Origin of the sequence: Nostoc sp., assembly GCF_036917275.1 — a bacterium.
In the GTDB taxonomy this organism is placed as follows: domain Bacteria; phylum Cyanobacteriota; class Cyanobacteriia; order Cyanobacteriales; family Nostocaceae; genus Nostoc.
On the sequence record NZ_JBALDF010000033.1, the window covers coordinates 1 to 24,544 of the forward strand.

At 42.9% G+C, this 24,544-nt stretch carries 23 protein-coding genes; 20 read left to right on the forward strand and 3 right to left on the reverse strand.

Annotated elements, in window-relative coordinates:
- Positions 1-434: 434 nt before the first annotated feature.
- The 4 genes from V7K35_RS13360 to V7K35_RS13375 all read left to right on the forward strand — a co-directional run bounded on the left by V7K35_RS13360 (position 435) and on the right by V7K35_RS13375 (position 4,650).
- Entirely contained in the window at positions 435-836 is a 402-nt protein-coding gene (locus tag V7K35_RS13360; RefSeq protein ID WP_335079659.1) for a fasciclin domain-containing protein, read from the forward strand.
- A 185-nt stretch (positions 837-1,021) separates the two neighbouring features.
- Positions 1,022-1,567: an aromatic-ring-hydroxylating dioxygenase subunit beta gene (locus V7K35_RS13365; protein ID WP_335079662.1), complete on the forward strand. Its 546-nt coding sequence runs from the start codon at positions 1,022-1,024 to the stop codon at positions 1,565-1,567.
- 245 nt (positions 1,568-1,812) lie between these two features.
- On the forward strand, positions 1,813-3,150 hold the full coding sequence (locus V7K35_RS13370) for an aromatic ring-hydroxylating oxygenase subunit alpha (RefSeq protein ID WP_335079664.1): 1,338 nt from the start codon (positions 1,813-1,815) through the stop codon (positions 3,148-3,150).
- A 9-nt stretch (positions 3,151-3,159) separates the two neighbouring features.
- Positions 3,160-4,650 carry a glutamine synthetase family protein gene (locus V7K35_RS13375; RefSeq protein ID WP_335079666.1) on the forward strand — a complete coding sequence of 497 codons (1,491 nt, stop codon included), beginning with the start codon at positions 3,160-3,162 and terminating at the stop codon, positions 4,648-4,650.
- Between the two features lie 403 nt (positions 4,651-5,053).
- Here the strand turns inward: V7K35_RS13375 and V7K35_RS13380 are convergent, their stop codons facing one another.
- The gene (locus tag V7K35_RS13380) at positions 5,054-5,425 is read right to left on the reverse strand and encodes a bleomycin resistance protein (protein WP_335079668.1); all 372 of its coding nucleotides are present in this window, start codon (positions 5,423-5,425) and stop codon (positions 5,054-5,056) included.
- A 489-nt stretch (positions 5,426-5,914) separates the two neighbouring features.
- Here V7K35_RS13380 and V7K35_RS13385 point away from each other — a divergent pair, with 489 nt between their 5' ends.
- The 12 genes from V7K35_RS13385 (at position 5,915) to V7K35_RS13440 (ending at position 14,392) form a co-directional block, all read left to right on the forward strand.
- On the forward strand, positions 5,915-6,712 hold the full coding sequence (locus V7K35_RS13385) for an FkbM family methyltransferase (protein ID WP_335079671.1): 798 nt from the start codon (positions 5,915-5,917) through the stop codon (positions 6,710-6,712).
- Between the two features lie 151 nt (positions 6,713-6,863).
- Positions 6,864-7,124, forward strand: a complete 261-nt coding sequence (locus tag V7K35_RS13390) for a DUF4278 domain-containing protein (protein ID WP_335079673.1) — start codon at positions 6,864-6,866, stop codon at positions 7,122-7,124.
- A 326-nt stretch (positions 7,125-7,450) separates the two neighbouring features.
- A complete protein-coding gene (locus tag V7K35_RS13395; RefSeq protein WP_335079702.1) occupies positions 7,451-7,618 on the forward strand; it encodes a response regulator transcription factor in 168 nt (55 codons plus the stop codon).
- A gap of 16 nt (positions 7,619-7,634) precedes the next feature.
- Positions 7,635-8,096, forward strand: a complete 462-nt coding sequence (locus V7K35_RS13400; RefSeq protein ID WP_335079675.1) for a nuclear transport factor 2 family protein — start codon at positions 7,635-7,637, stop codon at positions 8,094-8,096.
- 169 nt (positions 8,097-8,265) lie between these two features.
- Entirely contained in the window at positions 8,266-9,204 is a 939-nt protein-coding gene (locus tag V7K35_RS13405) for an NAD-dependent epimerase/dehydratase family protein (RefSeq protein WP_335079677.1), read from the forward strand.
- A gap of 21 nt (positions 9,205-9,225) precedes the next feature.
- Entirely contained in the window at positions 9,226-9,633 is a 408-nt protein-coding gene (locus tag V7K35_RS13410) for a hypothetical protein (protein ID WP_334797760.1), read from the forward strand.
- A 112-nt stretch (positions 9,634-9,745) separates the two neighbouring features.
- A complete protein-coding gene (locus V7K35_RS13415; RefSeq protein ID WP_335079679.1) occupies positions 9,746-9,976 on the forward strand; it encodes an SDR family NAD(P)-dependent oxidoreductase in 231 nt (76 codons plus the stop codon).
- 121 nt (positions 9,977-10,097) lie between these two features.
- On the forward strand, positions 10,098-10,748 hold the full coding sequence (locus V7K35_RS13420; protein ID WP_335079681.1) for a nitroreductase: 651 nt from the start codon (positions 10,098-10,100) through the stop codon (positions 10,746-10,748).
- A 220-nt stretch (positions 10,749-10,968) separates the two neighbouring features.
- Positions 10,969-11,151: a hypothetical protein gene (locus tag V7K35_RS13425; RefSeq protein ID WP_335079683.1), complete on the forward strand. Its 183-nt coding sequence runs from the start codon at positions 10,969-10,971 to the stop codon at positions 11,149-11,151.
- A gap of 393 nt (positions 11,152-11,544) precedes the next feature.
- A complete protein-coding gene (locus V7K35_RS13430; protein ID WP_335079685.1) occupies positions 11,545-12,600 on the forward strand; it encodes a catalase family protein in 1,056 nt (351 codons plus the stop codon).
- A 487-nt stretch (positions 12,601-13,087) separates the two neighbouring features.
- A complete protein-coding gene (locus V7K35_RS13435; RefSeq protein WP_335079686.1) occupies positions 13,088-13,906 on the forward strand; it encodes an MIP/aquaporin family protein in 819 nt (272 codons plus the stop codon).
- Between the two features lie 12 nt (positions 13,907-13,918).
- The gene (locus tag V7K35_RS13440) at positions 13,919-14,392 is read left to right on the forward strand and encodes a DUF1622 domain-containing protein (protein ID WP_335079688.1); all 474 of its coding nucleotides are present in this window, start codon (positions 13,919-13,921) and stop codon (positions 14,390-14,392) included.
- Between the two features lie 259 nt (positions 14,393-14,651).
- On the opposite strand, the gene V7K35_RS13445 is transcribed toward V7K35_RS13440, so the two are convergent.
- Positions 14,652-14,825, reverse strand: coding sequence for a hypothetical protein (locus V7K35_RS13445; RefSeq protein WP_335079690.1), 174 nt, complete (start codon positions 14,823-14,825; stop codon positions 14,652-14,654).
- Positions 14,826-15,278: 453 nt separating this feature from the next.
- Between V7K35_RS13445 and V7K35_RS13450 the strand changes: the two genes are divergently transcribed.
- The gene (locus V7K35_RS13450; RefSeq protein ID WP_335079692.1) at positions 15,279-15,992 is read left to right on the forward strand and encodes an alternative oxidase; all 714 of its coding nucleotides are present in this window, start codon (positions 15,279-15,281) and stop codon (positions 15,990-15,992) included.
- 138 nt (positions 15,993-16,130) lie between these two features.
- Here V7K35_RS13450 and V7K35_RS13455 read toward each other — a convergent pair whose 3' ends face one another.
- Positions 16,131-16,292 carry a hypothetical protein gene (locus V7K35_RS13455; RefSeq protein WP_335079693.1) on the reverse strand — a complete coding sequence of 54 codons (162 nt, stop codon included), beginning with the start codon at positions 16,290-16,292 and terminating at the stop codon, positions 16,131-16,133.
- A gap of 363 nt (positions 16,293-16,655) precedes the next feature.
- Here V7K35_RS13455 and V7K35_RS13460 point away from each other — a divergent pair, with 363 nt between their 5' ends.
- The 3 genes from V7K35_RS13460 to V7K35_RS13470 all read left to right on the forward strand — a co-directional run bounded on the left by V7K35_RS13460 (position 16,656) and on the right by V7K35_RS13470 (position 24,235).
- Complete coding sequence (locus V7K35_RS13460) at positions 16,656-22,628, forward strand: AAA family ATPase (RefSeq protein WP_335079695.1); 5,973 nt, start codon at positions 16,656-16,658, stop codon at positions 22,626-22,628.
- 8 nt (positions 22,629-22,636) lie between these two features.
- Entirely contained in the window at positions 22,637-23,266 is a 630-nt protein-coding gene (locus V7K35_RS13465) for a response regulator transcription factor (protein WP_335079697.1), read from the forward strand.
- A 411-nt stretch (positions 23,267-23,677) separates the two neighbouring features.
- Positions 23,678-24,235 (forward strand): DsbA family protein, encoded by a 558-nt coding sequence (locus V7K35_RS13470; RefSeq protein ID WP_335079700.1) that lies wholly within the window; start codon positions 23,678-23,680, stop codon positions 24,233-24,235.
- Positions 24,236-24,544 lie beyond the last annotated feature (309 nt).

The following is a 24,544-nucleotide window of genomic DNA, read 5'->3' on the forward strand; positions in this document are numbered from 1 at the left end:
GCATCCGCAAATGTCTGGATGCCTTTGATTGTTTACGGGACGCCATAGAGCATGTTCTACAACTTTCGTCCTAACAATACTGGCGATTGCTATATTATCAGTTCAAACTGGAGTAGTAGTTGCAGTCATAGTCAAACGAGATATTCCTTTAGTTCGATTCTCACTCAATTTTTTGACAAAATTCTTTGCAACCACAGCATAATGATATTCTGGTGCGAGATTTCCTCTTACATGTTTAACTGATTAATTAGCTTTACTTATGTTGCAAGGTCAGCTAAGGAATTAACACTGATATCTGAAAGCACTGTGATTGGGCTGTAGTTTGGACAGAAGACATTCTTCAATTGAATCTAGCTTAGGTTTATAGTCTAAAAATACATTTATGTGTTAAATCTTTTAACATCAAGTTTTTACAACAATTGAGGCGACATCAAATGCCAGATATTATAGATACTGCAATTAATGCAGGTTCTTTCAACACCTTGGTAACAGCTATTACTACTGCTGGTCTTGATACTGCCCTTAAAGGAGATGGGCCATTCACTGTTTTTGCACCAACAGACGAAGCCTTTTCTAAACTCCCATCAGGAGCCGTAGAAGAACTCCTACAGGATGTAATTAAGTTAAGAAAGGTTTTAGAGTACCATGTGGTTACTGGCAAAATTAATGCGACTGATTTAGTTCAATTACAAAAGCTAACAACAAGTGAGGGAAAAGATATCAAAGTTAATGCTGAGAATAATCTTAAGGTAAATGATGCTTACATTGTGACTTCAGATGTGGAAGCTGACAATGGTATTATCCATGTCATTGATAATGTGTTATTCCCTGAATAACTTTATTCAGACACTTGCTTTCATTAAAATGATAGTCTTTCTGTTTAGCGCCACAATCCCTTGATGTGACGCTTTTGTCATTAGTTAGTCTAAACTAATGTCAGATAATATTTTGGTATTAAAAGAAGTAAATTGTGTCAGTTAGCAAAGAAGAAAACACCAAAAGTTCATAATATTCCTATGACATGGATGAAATATTTTATAGTGAATTAATTAAAAGACTTTCAGAGTGGGAGAATGGAGGAAAACCAGTTAATCAATCAATTGAATTAGAGTGCAAAGCGTTGCTGTTTATGGAAGCACGGTTACTGGATGATGGAAAATTTAATGATTGGTTGGGGTTATTTACTAGCAAATGCCTTTATTGGATTCCCAGCACTCCAGGTGGTGGAGATCCGAGAAAAGAAGTATCCATCGCTTTCGATGACTACAGACGCTTGGAAGATAAGGTATTTTGGTTACAGTGTGGTTTTGCTTATGCTCAAACACCGCGATCGCGTACTAGTCGAATAATTAGTAACATTGAAATATTTTCGTGTGCAAAGGAAGAAGAGGTCAAAATTCGTTCCAACTTTCTCATCCATGAATTTCGCCAAGGGCGGACACAAACCTTTGCTGGCTGGTATGAACACAGGTTGCACCAGCAGCAAGGCAAATGGAAAATAGCTCTCAAGCAAGTGAATTTAATTGATGCGGATCAAGGTCATGAAAACCTTAGTTTCTTGCTTTGATGAGACTTGTTCTAAAAATGGCATTCCACCGTCAGCTGCAAGAGTTTTAAGGGAGACTGCACTCAATAAATCCCGTGGGACGTGGAAGTGACGGCTGTGGTAAGGGGAGATTGCCTTTTGGCGGCTATTGATCAAGTTATAGAATAATGAGGAACAAAAAAATGGATAATTGAGACAGAGATTAGCTTAAAGTTAGCAATATTACATCAAGTTATTTGTCAAATTTTTTTTGAGAAAAGCTAACCATGCTGCATGGAAACGGCGAAATCAAGCAAGGCTATGATTGGGATTATCTAATTCAGCCAGAACGAGTCCACCGTTGTGTTTATACGGATGCGAGAATTTTCCAAGAGGAAATGATTCGGATTTTCGGGGGAACCTGGGTTTACCTTGCTCACGAAAGCGAAATACCTAACCCCAACGATTTTAAAACATCTAATCTAGGGCATCGTCCAATTATTATCCTGCGCGATCGCCAAGATAAAATTCGCGCCTTGTTCAACCGTTGTACCCACAGAGGCGCGACAGTTTGCCGTGAAACTCGTGGTTGTGCGAAAACTTTTACCTGTCCTTATCATGGCTGGACTTATAGCAACACGGGTAAACTCACAGGAGTTCCTTGGGCAAAAGGTTACGCTGCTGACTTCCATCCAAGAGAATTTAACCTGGGACAAGTTCCTTTGGTAGAAAGCTATCGTGGTTTTATCTTTGGGACTTTGAATTGTGAAGCACCAGACTTAATCACTTATCTCGGACGAGCCAAAGATTTATTAGATCAGTGGATTGACCGTTTTCCTAATGCTCAAATCACCGTGCAAAGTAGCGCACATAAAATGATTTATCAAGGTAACTGGAAGTTTACCTACGATAATGCCGCTGATGGTTATCATGTCGCATTTTCACACCGTTCTTTACTAGCTGTGGCAAATCGTTTAGAACCTGAAAAAGACATGCAATATTTTACCCATAATCCTGATGAAGGACCGATGTATGTGCAGTATCTTGGTCATGGGCATATGTTCATTGATCAGCGTCCCAGTTACGAAAAACGAGCTGGCGCTTTCTGGCAACAACAACGACCCCAGCCAGGACGGGAAGCTTATGAAGCAAAGCTTCGAGAAAAGTGGGGTGAGCAGGCTCCTTATTGGTTAGATTTATCCATTGGTTCGCAGATGAATTTAACTATTTTTCCTAATCTGCTAGTTGTTGGGAATCAAATCGAAGTGATTGAACCGCTAGCTGTCGATCGCACTCAACTGACAATATATGCCACCACGATGTCTGGAGTCCCAGATGAAGTTAATGTTCTGCGGATGAGAACTCAAGAAGATTTCCCCAGCTTTGGGGTTCCTGACGATATGATCAATTTTGCCGAATGTCATCGGGGGCTAAGTATTCCAGAAATCGAGTGGGTGGCGATGAATCGCGGATTTGGCATCAGCGATCGCCATCATATAGATGAAGATGGTGTAATCACCGGGCCCGTAACAGATGAGTTAGCAATTCGCGGTTATCACCAAGAATGGAAACGCCTAATGAAGGCTGATTTCAAACTAACCGCCCAAGCAGTTGAACATGATTAGGCAATCCAAATGAAAAGACCCGGGTTTATTGAGCGTCATCACCTGTGGACAGAAATCCAAAAAGAAGTATCTGAAAAGATCAAGGCTGTTATTAAAGAACACGATCTATTGTTGATTCGTACCGCTTGGTCAGACCAGCATGGCATTGTTCGCAGTAAGTCGCTCTTACCCCAAGCCTTTTTAAGCGCCCTGGAAAATGGTATGCAAATCAGCACAGGGACATTCCTGTTTGATACTGGTGGTGCAATAGTATTTAACCCTTTCATTCCCGGCGGTAGCTTGGATATGCCTCTGATGACAGGTGCGCCAAATCTTGTGGCTGTTCCTGACCCTCGTACCTTCAAAATTGTGCCTTGGGCAAAACGTACTGGCTTTATTCTCTGTGATGAGTACTTTCTAAATGGTCAGCTAATGCCCTTTTCCAGTCGCGGTATTTTGAGGCAATCATTGGTAGAGTTACATCAAAAAGGGTTGGAGCATATTGTCGGCTTAGAAGTTGAGTGGTATCTGGCAAAGTTGTTAGATCCAATGTTAGCGATCGCTAATGTTGGTACTTCTGGAAAACCCGGTGAACCTGCCAAAGTTAGCGCCGTAGAGCATAGCTTCCAATACCTTTTAGAATCTCACAATCCAGAGATTCACGATTTGCTACGCGTTTTGGCAGAAAACTTAGTTGAAATGGGATTGCCTTTAAGGAGTGTAGAAAACGAAGGGGGTGCCGGTCAATTTGAATTTACCTTTGACCCGATTCCTGCATTGCAAGCTGCGGATACAATGATGATATTCCGAATGGCGACCAAGCAAATCTGCCGTCAACAAGGTTATATCGCATCATTTATGTGTCGTCCAGGACTACAAGGTTGTTCTTCCAATGGCTGGCATTTGCACCAATCCCTTGTAGACCAAACCACAGGCGAGAACGCTTTCATGTCTGCAAACTCCGAAACCCTCACTTCAGATTTAGGTAAACACTTCGTTGGTGGTCTTCTTAAACACGCCAATGCTGCTTCTGTGTTCACAACCCCGACAATTAACGGCTATAAAAGATTTAGACCTTATTCCCTAGCCCCTGACCGTGCAGGGTGGGGATTGGAAAACCGAGGGGCAATGATTAGATTACAAGGCGGTTTTGATGACCCCACTACCCACATTGAAAACCGAGTTGGAGAACCAGCAGCCAATCCCTATCTCTACATGGCATCGCAATTGATTTCTGGGTTAGATGGTGTAGCTCATAAACTTGACCCTGGCTCTCCAACAGAGTCACCTTACACGACAGAAAATCCAACCTTACCCAAAAGTTTGCCAGAGGCGATTTCATATTTGAGCCAAAGCGAACTTTTTTCTCAAAAAATGGGGCAACAGTTCATAAACTTCATTATTAAGATGAAACAAAGTGAAATTAATCGCTTTTTGCAGTCCGTCGCTGATCAGCCACCAGAAGATTATTTAAAGCAGGTAACTAACTGGGAGCAAAGAGAATATTTTGAATTGTTTTGAGTTGAGTTTGGTTTAAAAAACTTCTAAAAAATAAAATCGCCAGTTAATTATAATTATTACTACTATTTAAAAATCTTCTATTGGCTTAAAAGTGGTCAAGTGAGCAGCAGGCGATCACTAACTAAAAAAATGGCAGCAAACGTTGTTTCAGTTATTGGTTAATTACTGAGATTCTTTGATAGATTTAATTTCTGAATCGATTTATATAGCTAATTCGTAATTATAAATTCCCACAATTAAATTAGACCTTAAGGCAAAACGTCGGTGACGGTTTTGATATCTATAGCAAGGGACTAGGGACTAGGGACTGGGGACTGGGTGAAAAAGCTCTGTTCGGTAACGAGAAATCAAGCCTTTTGAAGGCATCTTGCAGGTTTATTACAGCTATCTCGGTGCAATGACATTATACCTCGGTAAATTTAGTGATTTCTAGACGGTTACCTGCTGGGTCGAATATATAAAAACGCTCACATCCCTTCAGTGGCTGCTTATCAGGGACAATTTCGATGTGGTATGCCAAGAGATATTCCTTGAACTGATCTAAATTGGTTACAACAAAACAAACGTGCTGCTTTGAGCTTGTTCTCTTAACCTGCTCTCTACTAATATGTAATTGCATGTTATCCAAAGCATACCATTTTCCCCTGTTTGCCTTGAGTGAGAGCGGCTTTTCAATTTCTGGGAGGAGCAGAATTTTTGTATAAAATTCTACTATTTTTTCTTCAACTTCTACAGGATAGGTTAGTTGTATATGATCAACCTTGGTCAGCCACATTTTTAATTCCTCATACTTTTAATTCAATTGTGTAAATAAGGCAGGCATTGGGCTGTGTGTTTGCTCATCTTCCTGGTTGCCGATCGCGCTCAAATATCCCCTTTACGATTAAGCTTTTATTCGTTCTTTCGCGCTACAGTTGCGATCGCGTAGCGTGCCGGAGGCATATCTCTGTAGTTTACTGCCAACTCTGCCAAGCCAACGCCCAGACTCACTGTTGAAGGGAGCAACTGTGCAGCTAGCAAGGCTTACAAGTGCGATCGCGCTGGGAAAAGCAAGCCGGGAGCATTCTGACGTTGACGTACCCTGAGTTTATCTGCTGAGGTCGCTATTTAGAGTTTTTATTAGTGCCATTCGGAAATTGGGGATAAAAGTCATTTTTAAACGCCGCCGTCCAGATACGTTAAGGTCAAGCTATAATCAAGACCCTGTTTGACTGTGAGTTCTGCCCAAGAGCCATGCAAAAATAAAGGAGACTTGAAGATGTCGATGTTAAGAAAAACTCTTACCAAATTTGCAGGAAACCGTTTTACACAAGATTTGTTAGAGAAGGCTGTTGCTTGCGCTCAATTCTGGATGGGATTTGGTTGCGGAGCTAGTGTTGAATCTAGTGGTGAGAGTGCAGTGCTGGATTTTGTATATCAAAAGCAAAAAGCCCCTTACTGTATTTTTGATGTAGGTTCCAATCAAGGACAGTATCTAAAACTTATATTAGGAATTTTTCCAGAAGACACCCTTTCGGTTCATTGTTTTGAGCCAAGTTCTTACACATTCGGAATTCTCAAATCTAATGTAGATCCGAAACTAAAGAGTAAGATCAACTTAAACAATTTAGCTCTTGGAAAGATAGAAGGCGAATTGAGATTGCATTATAATAAAGCCGGTTCAGCTTTAGCTTCTCTCACTAAACGCAGACTCGATCATTTCGGTATAACTTTTGACGATTCTGAAGTTGTAAGAGTAGATACAGTTGATAACTATTGTAACAAAAATAATGTTCAGCAGATAGATTTGCTTAAGCTGGATGTTGAAGGGCATGAGCTAGATGTCCTTATAGGTGCATCTGAAATGTTCCTTAAACAAGCAATTAATGTAGTTAGTTTTGAGTTTGGGGGATGTAATATTGATACTCGAACTTTTTTTCAAGACTTCTACTATTTTTTTAATAATATAAACATGAGCTTATTTCGTATTACTCCTGCCGGTTACCTCTATCCTATCAAATCGTATAAGGAAGTATTCGAGCAGTTCAGACCAACTAATTATTTAGCAATAAAGAATGACTGAGAACTGATTTGTAAAAAAAAGCTTAAGCCGCTAATTGCTGGATCGACATCTCAAAAGTGCATAAATTAATTTGGAATGCACTCATATAAAAGAAAGCCAAGCATTTCATTACCTAAGCAACCATATCTTGAGCACAATTAACGAGGCAAATATGAAACTTTACTATCGCGGTCTTAGCTACGAATTGGACTCATCACAGCTTGAAAGGAGGAAAACACAAAAACCACTTCAACCAGTTCGTCGTACTGGTTCAGTTTATAATCTGATTTACCGTGGAGTTAATTATCATATTGATCCCAATTCCCAATCAAAAGAAATTACGACTCCATCAGTAACTAATAAATTGATTTATAGAGAAGTTGTCTATACTGTAAATGGTTCTTTTGCCGCAGAAAATAAGAATTTCGGATAGCGATGTCTGACAACAACCCGCTTTGTGCCTATGCATCTTCTAAAAAGAAAACAGGAAAAGTCAAATTTGTGAATGCTTCACATCTAAAAATGGGTTAGGTTTTACAGATCATGACTGTATAATCGTTTCATATTCAATCAACACTAATTAGGCAGTACAAGAACTGGGAGTAGCAATTATGTCTAAAAAGAGAGCGTTAACATACTACCCAATCCATGAATTCCTTGCAGAACGCTGAAGTCCTTGTAGGAAAGTTTTAATATGACTATGGATCAATTGCTTCCAGTACTTCTTGTAGATGAGGATCAAGACTTTCGCCAGAAATTCTGCACTGGTTATTGCAAGGAAACTCTAATGAAGAAATTGCCAAACGTTTATATATTACAGTAGCAACTGTTAAAGCTCATCTCACAAGTATTTTCAAAAAGTTGCAGGTTACTAGCCGGACTCAAGCTGTTGTCAGTGCTTTCAAGTTTGGTTTAATTCCGGTTTAATAGTAGGAATAAATTTTTGATAATTGGCGTAGCTTTATCAAGCTTGTTGAACGATGTTATTAGGTTTAGTCAAAAAGAGGAGAATATCAAAGTGAATGCTCTAGAGATTGTCAAAAAGGCTTACATATATTTAGGAGAAAAAGATATTTCTAATTATTTTTATCTAATGTCCCCTAATGTTGAATTTTACCAAACTGAAGAACTACCTTGGGGTGGTCAGTATTGTGGTTTTGATCAGATAAAAGTTTTTTTTTCAAAGATTTTTCCGCTGATTGATTCTTCAGTCGAGATATCTCACTACATTCAAGCTGGCGCTCAAATAGTTGCGATCGGCAAGACTAGTGGCGTAGCAAAGCTAACTGGGAAAAAGTTCAGTTGTAATTTGGCTCACATTTGGACAATTAAGGAAGAAAAAATTGTGCGATTAGAGGTTTACATTGACGCTTATGTAATGAATGCGGCACTGACATCAACCTAACAAGTCATTTGAAATAACACATGAAGGCGTGGCTGAACTCAGCTAATCAGGTTTATCAGTGGAAAGAGCAATCGCTATTTCAAGTTTGAAACTCACATTGTCACAACCAGCGATTCTATGCCCGTCTTAATCTATAAATATTTCACAGATTTTAACAGGAGGTTCACAGATGAAAATTTTTGTTGCAGGTGCAACGGGAGCGATCGGTCGTCTGCTGATTGCACAATTGCTGGCACAGGGACACAATGTAGTCGCGTTGACCCGTTCTCTAGAAAAAGCACAAACTTTAGCTGAACAAGGCGTGGAATCTGCGATCGCAGATGTGTTCGATGCAGATGCTGTCAAAGCTGCCATCAACAGCGCTCAACCGGAAGTGGTGATTGAACAACTTACCTCCCTGCCTAAAACTTATACGGGCGAATCGATGGGTGCAGCAGCAGCACTAAACACTCGCATCCGTCGAGAAGGGGGTGCCAATGTGCTGGCGGCAGCGCAAGCGGCAGGTGTGCGCCGTTACTTGAGGCAATCGATCGCATTCTGGGCGGTTCCCGGTACTGGATTGGCAGACGAAGAAACGCCACTAGCTTTTGATGCCTCGCCTGCGGTTGCAGGAGACATTCTCACAGTGACTGAAATTGAGCGTCGCTTACTAGAGAACCCCAATATAGAAGGAATTGCCCTACGTTATGGGTTCTTCTACGGGCCAGGCACTTGGTTTGCCCCCGATGGCGACGTTGCTAAACAGGTGCGACAGCAACAGTTCCCGATTGTTGGGAATGGCAAAGGCGTATGGTCGTGGTTACACATTGAAGATGCGGCGATCGCTACAGTTGCAGCAGTGGAACGGGGCAATCCTGGCATTTATCTGATTACGGACGATCGCCCCTTAGAGGTGCGCGTGTGGCTAAGAGCTTATGCCCAATGGCTCAAAGCTCCACCGCCTCCGCAGGTATCGGTTGAGGATGCTCTACTTCTTAGTGGTGCGGATGCAGTCTATTATGGTACTCAGATGCGAGGCGCATCGAATGCTAAGGCAAAACGCGAATTAAATTTTCAGCCTCGACCCTTGGAATGGATGGTTAACACCCCCGCGGCTCATGCCAGTTAACAATATTAAGGGAGAAGAAATATGAAGATTGCTCAATATGGAACAATAATCGTGGTAATTCATGCGATTATCAACGGACTGCATGGTTTAGCGCATGTGGAAATACCAGTTTCCCTCTCTCTCCTTCAAAGTCTGTTTGTGGGTATTGTGATTTTTCCGATTCCCATGATTGCAGCTGTTTTACTTTGGACCCAGTTCTACCGCATTGGTAGCTGGCTCTTGCTCAGTTCAATAGCAGCATCGCTCCTTTTTGGAATCTACAATCATTTGCTCGTGATTAGTCCCGATCATCTGTCTCAAGTTTCCTTTACAGGTTGGGGTCTGCTTTTCCAAATTACAGCCATCCTGATATTAATTGTGGATGGATTCGGCTGTTGGATTGGCATCTGGGCATTGAAAACGATTCAACAACCAGAAAAGGTTATATGAGTTATCTTGATGATTTTAATCACCATCGTCTGTTGTTCACCTGCTTGCTCTCAATTTAGAGCAGTTTTCTTTCATTAGACACACAGCGAATTATCCAATTTCTCAGCGCTCGGTGTCTAACATAAACCATACACTTGCTATCCAAGCCGACAGTGCCGAAGCCAGTGCGGTAGTCGCCGCTGTTGAGCAGACTGTGGAAAAATTGGGCGGTATCGATATTCTCGTGAATAATGCGGGTGTACTGGCGATTGGGGCGATCAACGATTTTACACTGGCGGACTTTGATCGAACCCTTGCTGTTAACGTGCGTGCCGTGTTTGTAGCCACGCAAGAATTTGTATAAGTCAAGGGGTGACTTCCTGGCTTGGGCATCCAAGTAAGGATTAGCAGAGCATATTTATTAGGCAAATTCCAGGAATCCCGGTTGAGCGTTCACATTTATTTTTCCCAAAGGTTGATAAAATATGTTTGATCTCGACCAAACTATTAAAGATCGGCACTCAACACGCAAATTCTTATCCCAACCAGTGCCACAGGCTTTACTCGATGAAGCCCTTGCTTTAGCGCAGCACGCACCGTCGAATTCAAACATCCAGCCGTGGCGGTTGATGTTTGCCCAAGGCGATCGCCGCGATCGTCTGCAAGAGACTTTGCTAAATCAAGCCAAGCAGCAGCCGCCCTACAGCTTTGGGCTGCCGGAGTCCTTCCAGCATTACCGCCAGGAACTAGGCGCGCAAGTCTACGGGGCTATGGGGATTGCTCGTGACGATAAAGTGAATAGACAGCTAGCCCTTCTGCGTAATTACGAATTTTTTGGCGCACCAGTGGTTGGTATCGTCTGTATGCACGAAGATTTGGGCGTTGCAGATGCTTTGAGTGTGGGGATGTATTTACAAACGCTGGTGTTGTGCCTAACCGCTCGTGGCATTGGCACCTGCGTAGAGGTTTCGCTAGCGGCTTATCCCGAAATTATCCGCAGCGAATTGAACATCCCACCAGAATTATTGATCATTTGTGGTTTAGCCGTTGGTTATTCCGATCCTGATTTTCCTGCTAATAGTCTGCATATAAGCCGTGAGGCTGTTGAGAAAAATGTCTTATTTCTCGACAATTAGAAAAAGACTGTCTTTTGATCGTAGAATTGTCAAAAAGAAATTCATTGTGCCTACGACAGACGGGTTCACCTCTGTAAAACAAATTAATTTAACAGGTTTTTCCACAATTTTCCGTCGCTGTAAGTCAGTTAAGCTAATCGGCATTGCATATTTGCGGTCTGCACTCCCACTGTCATCAATAAAAAATGATGTCTGTTGAAATTTTTGACTCAGGAGAAAGATGAAAATTGCTCAATATGGGACAATAATCGTGGTCATCCATGCGATCGCGCATGGACTGCACGGTTTAGCACATATGGAAATCCCAATTCCTTTCTTTTTGCTCCAAAGTTTGTTTATTGGTGCTGTGATTTTGCTAACTCCGATCATTGCAGCCGTTTTACTAAAGCCGAAAAGCTTGTGAACCTTGTTCCCAGTCTTCAGACTGGGAACGAGTTCCAAGAGGCTCTGCCTCTGGTCAACAAAGAGGAGGCGGAGCCTCTCACAATGGTTTCCCAGCCTCTAGGGTGGGAACGAGGCAACACAAGACTTTGGACTTATCTTAGTGCCATTCCGACCTATCTGCTTCGTACAATATTGGGGCTAGGTACTGGTATTGTCTGATTGTGGGTGATAAAGAATTTTCTAGAGTGAACGCACAGCCAAAGTCCTAACGACACACTGAGAACGCCACTAACTCTGGGAACGCTGAGAAGTCTTCGGACTTGTTAGCGAAAGGATCCCCAACTATAATCTCTGATTTAGTTGGGGTGCGTTCAAACACTTACACTGTCTTGCACTATAAGGAGAAAGAACCATGAGCCAATCTAATCTATCCACTGCTACCCAAGAAACGGCTACCAATACCATCCTGGACACTGCTGCTCAGGAAGCGGCTACTGATACCATCGTAGATATTGATCTTAACGTTCAAGCTCAGAAGGGTCCAGACCTGCGAAAAGACCATCCTAAAAGTCACGGCTTGGTTTGGGGAGAGTTCAAAGTTGAGGAAAATATTCCTGAATCGTTGAAGGTGGGTATCTTTGCCCAGTCCAAAACCTACCCACTTTGGATGAGGCTCTCTAATGCTTCCTCAGTAGAGAAGCGCGGTCAGTTCAAGTCGGATCTCGATCCCGATGTTCGGGCACTCGCTATCAAACTCTTACAGGTAGAGGGTGAAAAAGTGCTGGATGATGAGCAGGGAACCCAAGACTTTTTGCTGATTAATTATCCGGTGTTCTTTGTCCGCGATGCCCAAGGGTTTGCCAATCTGACGAAAGCAAGCGTTGGTCAGGCAAATGAAGAAGAACTGCGATCGCTACAATCCACCTTTGAAGTCCTCAAAGCGGTTACGAGCAAACAAGTTGTAAATCCGCTACTGATCCAATATTGGAGTACGACTCCCTATCGACTAGGCTCTCAGACGATCAAATTTTCGGTCAAACCTCACCAGCAAGATACTCCGGGTGCAACCCCTACTTCGGAGACTTATTTACGTGAGGCAGTTGTCAAATACCTCACAGAAGATGGCAACGATGCAACCTTTGACTTCTTGGTACAACTCTATGTCAACGACGAAAAAACTCCAATTGAAGATCCAATGCAGGAGTGGGAAGAGAAGGACTCACCGTTTATCAAGCTTGCAACCATCACAGTTCCCGCTCAGAAACTTGACTTCGAGGAGCGGAAGCGGTTGGATGAGGGGCTATCGTTCATGGCTTGGCATACCCTGCCCGAACACGAACCTCTGGGTAGCGTCAACTTAGCTCGCAAGAAGGTGTATCAGGAGATCGTCAAGGCTCGACGGAAGTACGCACAACACCGCATCGAAGAGCCGCAAGCTTACAGTTCAATTTTGGACAATCCTCAGTAATTGTTCGCTTTACCTCCTTCTGCTCAATGCAAACCAAAGTGTCTAGAACAGCAGTCCAGTAGAAATAGTTGACAAAAACGCAACTACGTATATATAGGGAGAACGCCTATTATGTCCGAAATATTTAGGTGTGGTTTTTAGCGATTCTCTTTCAAAGACGCTACGTGAGCGCATTAAAACGGAGCATCAAAATCTTCGATTTTAACAACACCCATATTCTGTATTTTACGTCAACTACTTCTAGTGGACCGGCTCTCTAGGCATTGAGAACGATGGCTAAATTCCTTCAAACTTGAGCTAGCTCATAAACGCGATGAAAACACCATCGCATAATCAAAGCAAATGAACAAGGAGAACAATGAAAACACTACTCAAAAGAGCCGCATTGCTTCTGGCTCTATCCATGTGTCTTATAAGTAACTTCGCCTTTTAAGAATGGCGATCGCTTTATTTTAGAAAATAAAACCGTTGACAAAACTCACCAACTATGCACTTTAGCGTTCCAAATCAGTGGCATTGGCGCGAATACTTTGCAGAATTCCTGGGAGCCGCTTTCAATATTTTCATCGGCTTGAGTGCAATCGTCTTTAACTTTGGGCACGGTTTGCCAATAGAACAGCTTGTGCCTGATTCAAGTATTCGGCGGCTGATTACGGGACTAATTTTTGCTGGAAGTGGAGCGATTGTAGCCGTTTCTCCGATTGGGAAACTGAGTGGCTCTCACATCAATCCATCTGTTTCACTTGCATTTTGGATACACGGCAAAATGCACCTCCGAGATTTTGTTGGCTTTGTGATTGGACAGTTTCTTGGAGCAATCGCTGCTGTGCTACTGCTTGTGACCCTGTGGGGAGATTATGCTAGAAGCGTTAGTAACGGCATGACGCTGCCTGGGTTGAATTATCCGCTGTGGATAGTATTTTTATCAGAAGTCACGATTACATTTCTCTTAGTATTGACGATTTTTATCTTTATCAGTCATCATCGGCTGATGCGCTGGACACCTTTGGTTCTTTGGCTTTTAATTGCCGGGATGGTGTGGCAAGAAGCTCCAATTTCGGGAACAAGTTTCAATCCGGCGCGGAGTTTCGCTCCTGCACTGGTGAGTGGAAATTGGCATCATCAGTGGATTTATTGGATTGCCCCACCAATGGGTGCTGCAATCGCGGTGGGGGCGTTTCGACTGCTCACACTAGGCAAACGGGATGTTCTGACTGGAAAACTCTATCACACTTTTAATTACCCCAGTATTTTCAAAAATGTCAAACTGCCTCATTTCCAGCATCACCCTCATTCAAACAGATGAGCTTAGATGGGTATGTCAGTTTATGCTGCTTGGATAGCCATTGTTTTAGATTCTGCCTCTGGTGTAGAACACACCTCTAAGTTCACACTTTTGGCAGAAGGACTATTACAAGAATTCGCAATTTTTTTGAAAGTTTTTCTGGAAGGCATTGCAATTTTAACAGTTGCGATCGCACTTATTCTCACACTCAGAAAAATCTTTCATCTCTGGAGACGCGATCGAGTTCTCCAAGAAACGATCCGTTTAGAACTAGGAGTGGTGTTAGCCTTAGCGCTGGAATTTCTATTAGCTGCCGATATCGTCGGCACAGCTATTTCCCCCTCGTGGGATGCAGTGGCAAAACTTGCAGCGATTACTGGTATCCGTACCTTTCTCAACTTCTTTTTACAACGAGAAGTACGAGAATTACGAGAAACAGCCCACTCTCAAGACTGCAAAGTCAGTAAAGGTCTAAGTAAGTCAGTACAATCAAACCAAACTATGTAAAGAAAGATAAATTAGGCTAAAACTCACTTGCCTCTTGATTTATTCCAACTACAAATTGTAAAGCCGACTTACTTATGTGCAGGAACATGATAAATTCTGGTTGATGGGCACAAGGGCGATCGTTAGACCATTTCAAGTATGAGCTAGCTCATAGAATCGATTGAACTGCTATTGCATGATTAAAGCAGATGAACTTAGGACAATGCAAAATTAAAAATGAAAACCCCATCAGCAGACATTTTTAATTTTTAATTAATTCTCATTCCTTAGGGAGGAAATGATGAAAGGCAAAACGTTGATTTCTCAGAATTCCAAGCTGAAAGCGGCGTTGCTTCAACGTGGAAAAAATATCAGTGCAGTGGGATTGCCAGACTTGAAAACGTGGTTCTTGTTCCGGTGGATTGGTTACTAAGGAATAAGAATTAAATAACATACAATTTATGTCCCTGACTTACCTCACCCTCAATCCCTCTCCTTGTAAAGGAGAGGGAAGCAAGATAGAGGATGAAGTTTTGTATTTTATTTAATCCACGTTCCTAAGTTTAGCCTGATCGGCGTCGTAAAGCCAGCGGCATAGCTACGCTTAGGGCGCAACCTTTCGTAGAGAAGGGCGACGCCTAAGTGTCGAATCCCAACTCTTTTCTATCCCATTTGCTGCCTTACTTCTTTTTCAATGGTTTCACATTCTACTGAAGTAGCAAATCTAATTATTGAAGCAGCAGCAGGGGCTTGAGACTAGAGTTCAGTAGCCTTAATTATTTGTCGGATGAGTTAGCAATACCATAACCTATGTGAGTGTTGGGTTGACGCAAGAAACCAAACCTACGTCTATCGGATCTCAGAATTTGTGAATCAGTAATGTTTTCTGATTTTGGAGGAATATACCATGAAAGTTTTGATTCAATTGATCGTCAGTTTTTTCGTATTCATTATTGATGTCGTGTACGGAAATCGTTCCTACGCTCGCTTTTATATGCTAGAAACCATTGCTCGTGTTCCTTACTTTTCCTATCTATCAGTGCTGCATCTTTACGAGACGCTGGGTTACTGGCGCAAAGCTGACTTGTTGAAAGTTCACTTTGCTGAAACCTGGAACGAATTACATCATCTGTTGATCATGGAATCACTGGGGGGCAGTCAACACTGGATTGATCGCTTCATCGCTCAACACGTTGCTGTGGCTTACTACTGGGTAGTTGTGCCGATTTATATGTTGTTTCCCTCTTACGCCTACTATCTAATGGAACTGATTGAAGGTCATGCCTACCACACCTATGATGAATACTTGAAAACCAATGAAGCCCAACTGAAAGCTCAAAAAGCGCCCCAAGTTGCAATCAATTTCTATCGTGATGGTGATCTCTATATGTTTGATGAAGTTCAGACTGCACCAGGTCATGAATTTCGCCGTCCCAAGGTGGATAATCTATACGACGTGTTCGTGAACATCCGTGATGACGAATGCGAACATGTGAAAACAATGGTGGCACTCCAAAAACCAGAAGCGCGGCTAACTTTTAAAAGTCCCCATACGGTTTTTGAAGCTACAAAAGTTTTATCGAGCGAAGGAGAAACTGACCAAATAATTACTAATTCGTGAGGCAATTCGGGTTGTCCTTACAACCCTTCTCCTAAAGGAGACGCTATGCGTAGCTTGCTTCCCCATAGGGGTACGGGCATCCTACGGTAGGCGCTAGCCTCTCACGAATGCGAGAAGGAGGAGACGCCAAGGGCGAATCTACAAGTGTCTGACGGTTCCCTCTGTATAGGAACTGCTGTTAGCGTTAGCGAGTCCGTGAGTGTCAGTACGAGCGTCTGGTTGATGGCGATCGTTAACGCCTAACAAAAACTTTTTAACTTTATTCGACCTATGATAACTAGCTCCATCCCAAATAGACATCTCCGAAATAGTATATTTTGTGGTAAAAGAACATAAGAATAAGTTTTTTGACACCAAAAGATGAGCGAAATACTGAAATACATTCAAGAAAATCCAAAAGAAACACAGAGGTTAATAGGTCTGGAATATGAACAGTTGAGGAATATTGTCGTGTTCGCCGCTGGGTAAGCTGAAGCGGGCTTATTTGACGGCTTTGGAAGAGAAATTGTTGAAAGTTCTGGAGTCGGAAATTAGAGTTTAGTTATCAATCTCTTAATTTGATCAAACTCATTCTGGATTACACAAACGGTGAGTGATTATTCTTAATTATGAGAATTGCTGTATAGTTTGAGGTATGCCAGATTATACCTCAAGAGTTGCTCTATGATTGCGATTGCTCTACCTGGTATTGCCATCCAAGACAAGATATACGAAAGTTCTAATTCTTTAGTGTATCGTGGCATCAGAGACGATGGAGTAGGGATCGTGGTAAAAATGCTAAAGCTTGACTATCCCTCTGTCCAAGAACTGACCCGCTACAAACAGGAATATAAAATTACCCGTTTGCTCAATCTGGAAGGAGTTGTCAAGGCATACAGCCAGCAGGACTATCAACGCACTCTGGTGATTCTGTTAGAAGATTTTGGGGGAGAGTCCTTAGAGCAATGGATGCACAAGTGTCCAGATATATTCTGCCCCATGCCCTTATCCACTTTTCTAGGTCTTGCGATCGCTATTTGCGACATTTTAGGCAGAATCCATGCAGCCAATGTCATTCATAAAGATATCAACCCTGGAAACATAGTCCTCAATCTGGATACTGGCGTTGTCAAAATTATTGACTTTGGGATTGCCACCCAATTTAACTGCACGAATCCGACTTTCAAAAGCCCTCATATTTTAGAAGGGACACTCGCATATCTATCTCCAGAGCAAACCGGGCGCATGAATCGTTTACTCGATTACCGTACCGATTTTTACTCCCTTGGTGTGACGTTCTACAAACTGCTAACCGGATATTTGCCGTTTCCAACAACGGACATCCTTGAGCTAGTCCATTGTCATATTGCCAAGCAGCCACCTCTGCCTCATGAAAAAAATACAACGATTCACAAGCCAGTTTCAGATATCATTTTCAAACTGATGGCGAAAAATGCAGAAGATCGCTATCAAAGTGCCTGGGGCATCAAAGCAGATTTAGAACTTTGTGCAGCCCAACTTAGAGAAACAGGGCAAATTGGCAATATCCAACTGGGTTTACAAGATGTTTCTGATCAGTTTCACATTCCCCAGAAGTTGTATGGACGAGAAGCAGAGATTGCAGCATTATTAGCAGCATTTGAGAGAGTAGCAGGGATAGGAAATGAGAAAAATGCTCAATGCAATATTGAGATGATGTTGGTATCTGGTTATGCTGGCATTGGTAAATCAGCCTTAGTACAGGAACTCTACAAACCCATCACAGCAAAGCGTGGTTATTTCACCTCAGGTAAGTTTGACCAATTTGGGCGCAATATTCCCTACAGCGCAATTGTGGATGCACTACGAAAACTGGTGCAGCAGTTGTTGGGTGAACCTGATGAGCAGGTGCAACAATGGCGATCGCGCTTGCTTACAGCTTTAGGAAGTAATGGACAACTGATTATTGATGTCATTCCAGAAGTTGAGTGGATTATTGGCAAGCAACCACCCGTAGCAGAAGTTGGAGCAACTGAAGCACAAAATCGGTTTAACCTTGTCTTTCAGAAGTTCATTCGAGCCTGCTGTTCTCCTGAGCATCCTCTGGTGATCTTTCTGGATGATTTGCAATGGGTAGACTCTGCTACACTCAAGCTCATCGAGTTAATTTTAAGCGATCGTGGCATACAAGCCCTGTTTTTAATTGGAGCTTATCGGGATCACGAAGTCACCCAAGCACATTCGCTGATTGCAACCTTAGAGAAGCTAAAACAGGAAACTGTTACTATTAGTCAGATAATGTTAGCTCCGCTAGGACTAGGGGCGGTGGCTCAACTGATTGCTGAAACCTTGCACACGCATACTGAGTCGATTGCACCTTTAGCAGAACTGATATGGCGTAAAGCCAACGGCAATCCCTACTTCACCAATGAATTTTTCAAAGCGCTATACATTGAAGGTCTCATCGTCTTTGACATTAATCAACTACGCTGGCAATGGGACATTACTCATATTAAAGCCAAAAATATTACCGACAATGTAGTGGAGTTGATCATCGGAAAGCTGAAACAATTTCCAGAGCAAACTCAACAGGTTTTATCCTTAGCTGCTTGTGTCGGTGCTGAGTTTGATTTAGCGACACTCTCAGTTATCTGTGAACAACCAGCGGTTGAAATTTTTGCAGAACTCACAATCGTAATTCAGTCAGAGTTGCTTCTTGCAACCTCAGAGTTAGATGAGAATCTGCTGATTCAGAATTACAAGTTTTCCCATGATCGCGTTCAGCAAGCAGCTTATGATCTAATTGATGAGTCAAATAAACAAATAGTGCATCTTCAAATTGGTCGCAATTTGCTTAAAGAAGCGTTGGCAGTTCGGCTATCAGATCGACTGTTTGAAATTGTGGATCATCTTAATCATGGGATTGAACTGATTACTAATCAAGCAGAACGAGATGAAATTGCCAAATTTAACTTGATAGCAGGGCAGAAAGCAAAAGCAGCGATCGCTTATGGTACGGCACAAAACTATTTGGCGATGGCTAGAGCATGGCTGGCAGATTCTAGCTGGCAAACAAACTATAACTTGACCTTAGAGTTATATACCGAAACAACAGAAGTTACATATTTGTGTGGTGAGTTTGAAAATGTAGAACACTGGGCAGAGGCTGTTTTGCAGAACGCTAAAACAGTTCTCGATAGCGTGAAAGTTTACGAAGTCAAAATTCAAACTGCCATTGCACAGGGTCAGCTATTAGATGCAATCCATACAGCATTGCAAGTGTTGCAGCAACTAGGAATCAGGTTTCCCGAAACACCGAATCAATCAGATATAACGCTTGATCTCAATGCCGTCACATCTCGTTTTAATCAGAAACCGATTCAGGATCTATTTCACCTGCCAGAAATGGTTGATCCACAGAAGCTTGCAGCAATGCGAATTATATCAAGAATAACGCTTGTTGCTTATCATTTAACATCTGATCTAGCACCTCTGCTTGTACTTAAACAGGTCAACCTGTCGATTCAGTACGGTAATACGTTTGTGTCTCCCTTTGCCTATGCCAACTTTGGATTAATTTTTTGTGGAATGCTTGGAAGAATTGAGGCTGGCTACGAGTTTGGGCAGCTTGCATTGAGGCTATTATCCGATCTGGATATCTGCTTGCTTAAAGCGAGAACATTGTTTATCGTCACTAACTTCATCATCCATTGGCAGGAGCATATTAGAGAAACATCAAAGCCCTTTCTGGAAGCATATCAGTGTGGCTTAGAAACTGGAGATTTAGAATTCGCTGCTTATAGCGCTTTTACTTACTGCCTCCAATCTTTCTTTGTTGGGAAGGAACTATTGGAAGTTGAACACGAGATGGCGACATACAGTGAAGCAATCCGCCAAATTAATCAGAGAACATCACTTACCTGGATTCAAATATTTCGGCAATCTGTGTTGAATTTAATGGGGCGATCAATCAATCCATTACGTCTTGTTGGGGAATCTTACAATGAGGAAAAAAGACCAGCACACCACGAAACGGATGGAGTCATACTCTTTCTAGTGCATCTCAATAAACTTATTTTGTGCTACTTATTCTCCGAGTACACTCAAGCATCTGAGAATGCAATTGTAGCGGAGCATTATGTGCTCCGTGTTGCTGCGACACCCCACGTTCCGTTGTGCTACTTCTACAGCGCGTTAGCAAGACTCGCAGTGTATTCTGAAAGTGACACTCAAGTACAACAAGAAATTCTCAAAGAAGTTGCGATTAGCCAGGAGAAAATGCGGCTATGGGCACATCACGCGCCTATGAATTATTTGCATAAATACTATTTGGTACAAGCAGAGACTGCACGAGTTTTGGATCAGTTGCTTGAGGCAGAAGAATTTTATGAGCAAGCAATTCAGGGAGCAAAGGAAAATGAATATATCCAAGAAGAAGCATTAGCTTATGAGTTAGCCGCCAAATTTTATCTGGCACGTAGTCGAGAAAAGTTTGCCCAGCTCTACATGAAAGAAGCTCACTACTGCTATCAACGCTGGGGAGCAACGGCAAAGGTCAACGATTTAGAGACTCGTTATCCACAGTTTTTCCCTAACTCGCTGGCTATAGCTAACACACCAATTCGCACCACTACTGGAACTACCTTGAATACCTCATCCATTGCTTTCGATTTAGCAACGGTAATGAAGACATCTCAAGCGATTTCGAGTGAAATTGAACTAGATCAGTTACTCCATTCCTTGATGCAGATATTAATTGAGAATGCGGGTGCCCAAACCGGATGCTTACTTTTGGAAAATGCAGGCGAATGGAAAATCGAGGCTGCTTGTGAATTCAATCAGGATGAGGAGGTTTGTACTACACGAATAATGCGATCAATGCCAATGGCAGATCGTTTACCTGAATCGATCATTCATTATGTGATTCGGACTCATGAGTCGGTCATTCTCAATGATGCTACTCTTGAAGGGAATTTTATCAATGATCCCTATATTCAACGCCACCAAACCCAATCTATCCTTTGCTTGCCACTATTAAACCAAAGTAAGCTCGTCGGTGTATTGTATCTGGATAATCAACTAGCAACTGGGGTATTTACACCCGAGCGATCGCAACTTCTGAATCTTCTATCTACTCAAGCAGCGATCGCGATTGAAAATGCCAAGCTCTACTCAAACCTACAAAAGAACGAAAGTAGAATGGCTCAATTTCTAGAAGCAGTTCCAGTAGCCATTGCAGTATTAGATGCAAGGGGACACCCTTATTATGCCAATCAACGGAGAATTCAGCTAGTGGGCAAAGGTGTTGATCCTGCCGTAACACCAGATCAATATGCAGAGGTTTATCAGTTTTATCGAGCGGGAACAAATGAAAAATATCCAAGTGACCAACTGCCAATTGTCCGTGCATTAAGCGGTGAACGCACGACGGTTGATGACATGGAAATTCGCCGAAACGACATAACTATTCCAATTGAGGCATGGGGAACTCCAGTTTTTGACGAACAGGGTAACGTGGCTTATGCGATCGTAGCTTTTCAAGACATCACAGAGCGCAGACAAGCACAGAAACTGTTAACCGAATACAACCTTACCCTGGAACTTCAGGTGGCAGAACGAACGGCAGCTTTACAGCAAAGCGAAGCAGAACTGCGCGATGTCTTCAACGAGCTTCGCTTACGAGAACAGGAATTACGACTGATTGCCGACGCTCTACCAGTTCTCATCAGCTATGTAGATGCCAATCGGTGTTATCAATTCATCAACCGTACCTATGAGGTTTGGTTTAACCGTAGCCGCAATGAAATTCTGGGCAATCCTGTTCGCCAACTTCTCGGTGAAACGGTTTATCAACGGGTTGAACCGTACATTAATCAGGTGTTTGAAGGACAAACTGTACCTCTAGAAGCAGAAATCCCTTTTCCGCTTGGTAAGCGGTGCATCAGCGCAACCTTGATCCCTGATTTCGATGACAATGCTCAAGTCAGAGGCTTCTACAGTCTGATCACAGACATTAGCGAACAGCGAAACGCTGCACTGCGTGAACGCAAACGAGCTGAGCACGCTTCCATTTTAGAAGAGCGTAACCGGATGGCGCGAGAAATTCATGATACACTTGCTCAATCCTTCACAGGTATTCTGCTTCAGGTTGGAGCAGCAACACAAGTGCTGACGGATGACCCGGAAGCAACCCAAGTACATCTAGAAATGATTGAGGAACTAGCACGCGCTGGGCTGGCAGGGGCACGGCGATCCGTATCAGCACTCCGTCCGCGGCTACTAGAAGAAGGTAATTTAGAGAGTGCCCTGCATCGGATTGTGGCTCAAATGCGATCGACGACCGACACGGCTCTGATTTGCGAAACTCAGGGTATAGCCTATTCCTTACCAACTGAAGTGGAAAATAACTTACTCAGAATTGGGCAGGAAGCATTAACCAACGCGATTAAATACGCAAGTGCTGGCAAAATTCGGGTTGAGTTGGTGTACAACGAGACACAGTGTATCTTACAGATTAAAGACGATGGCAGGGGCTTTGGAGTGGGTAGCATTCCTTTGAGCAGTGGGTTTGGCTTATTAGGAATGAGCGAACGAGCAGAGCACATCGGCGCACAACTAACGATTCAAAGCCAACCGGGACAGGGAACAGAAATTATTGTCACTATCAATCGAGAGTGAGAATTACAATGAGCCAATCCACTACGATTCGGGTGCTGATTGTTGACGACCATGCCGTAGTCAGAAAGGGTCTAGCAACCATCATTAACCGCGATCCAGAAATGACAGTGATTGCTCAAGCGGAAGATGGGCAACAGGCAATCAACGCGTTTCGAGAATACCAACCTGATGTCACACTAATGGATTTACGAATGCCCAAAATGGGAGGTGTTGAAGCCATTATGGCGATTTGTGCTGAATTTAAGCAGGCTCGGATCGCGGTACTCACAACCTATGATGGCGATGAAGATATTTATCGCGGTTTACAGGCGGGTGCTCAAGGCTATCTGCTTAAGGATTCTAAACTTGGCGAGCTTTTGAATGCAATTCGCGCCATTCATAATGGTCAGAAATATATCCCACCAGAAGTGGGGGCAAAATTATTGCAGCGAATGAGCAATCCAGAACTCACTGAACGAGAGTTGGAAGTGCTGCGTTTAATGGCACAAGGAATGGGTAATCAAGAAATTGGGACTGTTTTGAGTATTGGTGAAAGCACTGTCAAATCGCATGTGAATCGCATTTTGAGTAAACTGGGCGTGAGCGATCGCACACAAGCCGTGATTACTGCTGTTAAACGTGGGATTGTCAGTTTGTAAGTGGGGGAAAATTTTCCCTTTAGATTGACTTTAGACTCGAATGGCACTAAGAAAAGCCGAAAAGCTTGTGTAATCTTGTTCCCAGTCTGAAGACTGGGAACAAGTTCCAAGAGGCTCTGCCTCTGGTCAACAAAGAGGAGGCGGAGCCTCTCACAATGGGTTCCCAGCCTCCAGGCTCTTAACGAGGCAACACAAGACTTTGGACTTATCTTAGTGCCATTGGCTTTAGACTCCAACTTTAGTTGGAGACAACCTTCCACTGCGAGATGGACAGGTTCATCCATCACTCGATTATACAAAAATGTCAACCCAGAGTGGACGACAACAGAGGGTCAATTGTCTATATTGAATCCATAGCAAGTTAGCGCAGTAGGGTTGTGAGGCTTAAGTTTGCTTAATACAAACCGAAAGATGACTTACAACCGTGATAATCGTTCTTTATTCATTCCGCCTTCAACCCAGGATCATATCCAAGGTGTACTGAATGCTGCTGTAGTATTCGTCATGTATGGAGATTATGAATGTTTTAAAAGTGCCAACGTCTATCGATTGATTAAAGTTGCCGGGCAGCAATTGCAGGTTTCGTTTGGAGAAAACAATTTAGGTTTTATCTTCCGTCATTTTCCTCAGGTACAGATTCATCCACATGCTCAACGAGCAGCGGAAGCAGCGGAAGCCGCTGCGGCTCAAGGGCAGTTTTGGCAAATGCATGAGATGCTGTTTATCCATCAACAGGAGTTGGGAAATGGCTATCTAGTGGAGTATGCCAATCGTTCAGGACTTGATATTTCTCAATTTTTGCAGGATTTATCCAAGGGAGCGTATGTCAATCGGATCAATGCGGACATCGAAGGTGGACTACGAAGTGGAGTGGAGACTGCACCCGCTTTGTTTATTAATAGAATTCGCTATCTTGATCGCTGGACTGTTGAGCAGATAATGGCAGCCGTTGTTGCTGCAAATGATTAAGGTTTTTGATACTTACAGGACTTACGTACGGGTTATGAAAGAACGAACCACTCCAGACACAGAGAAGCCAGTGCGCCCTTGCGGTTCCCCGACTTGAAGCAACTGGCGCGACACGGTGAGACAGCGCTGTAGGAGGGTTTCCCTCCGTAGGCGACTGCGAACCCGAAGGGAGGAATGAGAGTTTGAGAGGTTTTTTGCGTAAGTCCTAACTTATTTTAACTAATTCGGCGGAATTCCCCATCCGTCTACACGGTGGGGATGGATAGCCGGGTGATGACGAAAACACCTCCGACTAATATCAACCGCAGG

What these genes read in the sequence shown, in the direction of transcription:
- V7K35_RS13360 (WP_335079659.1), top strand. Translation starts at nt 435, where the DNA reads ATGCCAGATATTATAGATACTGCAATTAATGCAGGTTCTTTCAACACC.
- V7K35_RS13365 (WP_335079662.1), top strand. Translation starts at nt 1,022, where the DNA reads ATGGATGAAATATTTTATAGTGAATTAATTAAAAGACTTTCAGAGTGG.
- V7K35_RS13370 (WP_335079664.1), top strand. Translation starts at nt 1,813, where the DNA reads ATGCTGCATGGAAACGGCGAAATCAAGCAAGGCTATGATTGGGATTAT.
- V7K35_RS13375 (WP_335079666.1), top strand. Translation starts at nt 3,160, where the DNA reads ATGAAAAGACCCGGGTTTATTGAGCGTCATCACCTGTGGACAGAAATC.
- V7K35_RS13380 (WP_335079668.1), bottom strand. Translation starts at nt 5,425, where the DNA reads ATGTGGCTGACCAAGGTTGATCATATACAACTAACCTATCCTGTAGAA.
- V7K35_RS13385 (WP_335079671.1), top strand. Translation starts at nt 5,915, where the DNA reads ATGTTAAGAAAAACTCTTACCAAATTTGCAGGAAACCGTTTTACACAA.
- V7K35_RS13390 (WP_335079673.1), top strand. Translation starts at nt 6,864, where the DNA reads ATGAAACTTTACTATCGCGGTCTTAGCTACGAATTGGACTCATCACAG.
- V7K35_RS13405 (WP_335079677.1), top strand. Translation starts at nt 8,266, where the DNA reads ATGAAAATTTTTGTTGCAGGTGCAACGGGAGCGATCGGTCGTCTGCTG.
- V7K35_RS13410 (WP_334797760.1), top strand. Translation starts at nt 9,226, where the DNA reads ATGAAGATTGCTCAATATGGAACAATAATCGTGGTAATTCATGCGATT.
- V7K35_RS13420 (WP_335079681.1), top strand. Translation starts at nt 10,098, where the DNA reads ATGTTTGATCTCGACCAAACTATTAAAGATCGGCACTCAACACGCAAA.
- V7K35_RS13425 (WP_335079683.1), top strand. Translation starts at nt 10,969, where the DNA reads ATGAAAATTGCTCAATATGGGACAATAATCGTGGTCATCCATGCGATC.
- V7K35_RS13430 (WP_335079685.1), top strand. Translation starts at nt 11,545, where the DNA reads ATGAGCCAATCTAATCTATCCACTGCTACCCAAGAAACGGCTACCAAT.
- V7K35_RS13435 (WP_335079686.1), top strand. Translation starts at nt 13,088, where the DNA reads ATGCACTTTAGCGTTCCAAATCAGTGGCATTGGCGCGAATACTTTGCA.
- V7K35_RS13440 (WP_335079688.1), top strand. Translation starts at nt 13,919, where the DNA reads ATGTCAGTTTATGCTGCTTGGATAGCCATTGTTTTAGATTCTGCCTCT.
- V7K35_RS13445 (WP_335079690.1), bottom strand. Translation starts at nt 14,825, where the DNA reads ATGTTATTTAATTCTTATTCCTTAGTAACCAATCCACCGGAACAAGAA.
- V7K35_RS13450 (WP_335079692.1), top strand. Translation starts at nt 15,279, where the DNA reads ATGAAAGTTTTGATTCAATTGATCGTCAGTTTTTTCGTATTCATTATT.
- V7K35_RS13455 (WP_335079693.1), bottom strand. Translation starts at nt 16,292, where the DNA reads ATGTCTATTTGGGATGGAGCTAGTTATCATAGGTCGAATAAAGTTAAA.
- V7K35_RS13460 (WP_335079695.1), top strand. Translation starts at nt 16,656, where the DNA reads ATGATTGCGATTGCTCTACCTGGTATTGCCATCCAAGACAAGATATAC.
- V7K35_RS13465 (WP_335079697.1), top strand. Translation starts at nt 22,637, where the DNA reads ATGAGCCAATCCACTACGATTCGGGTGCTGATTGTTGACGACCATGCC.
- V7K35_RS13470 (WP_335079700.1), top strand. Translation starts at nt 23,678, where the DNA reads ATGACTTACAACCGTGATAATCGTTCTTTATTCATTCCGCCTTCAACC.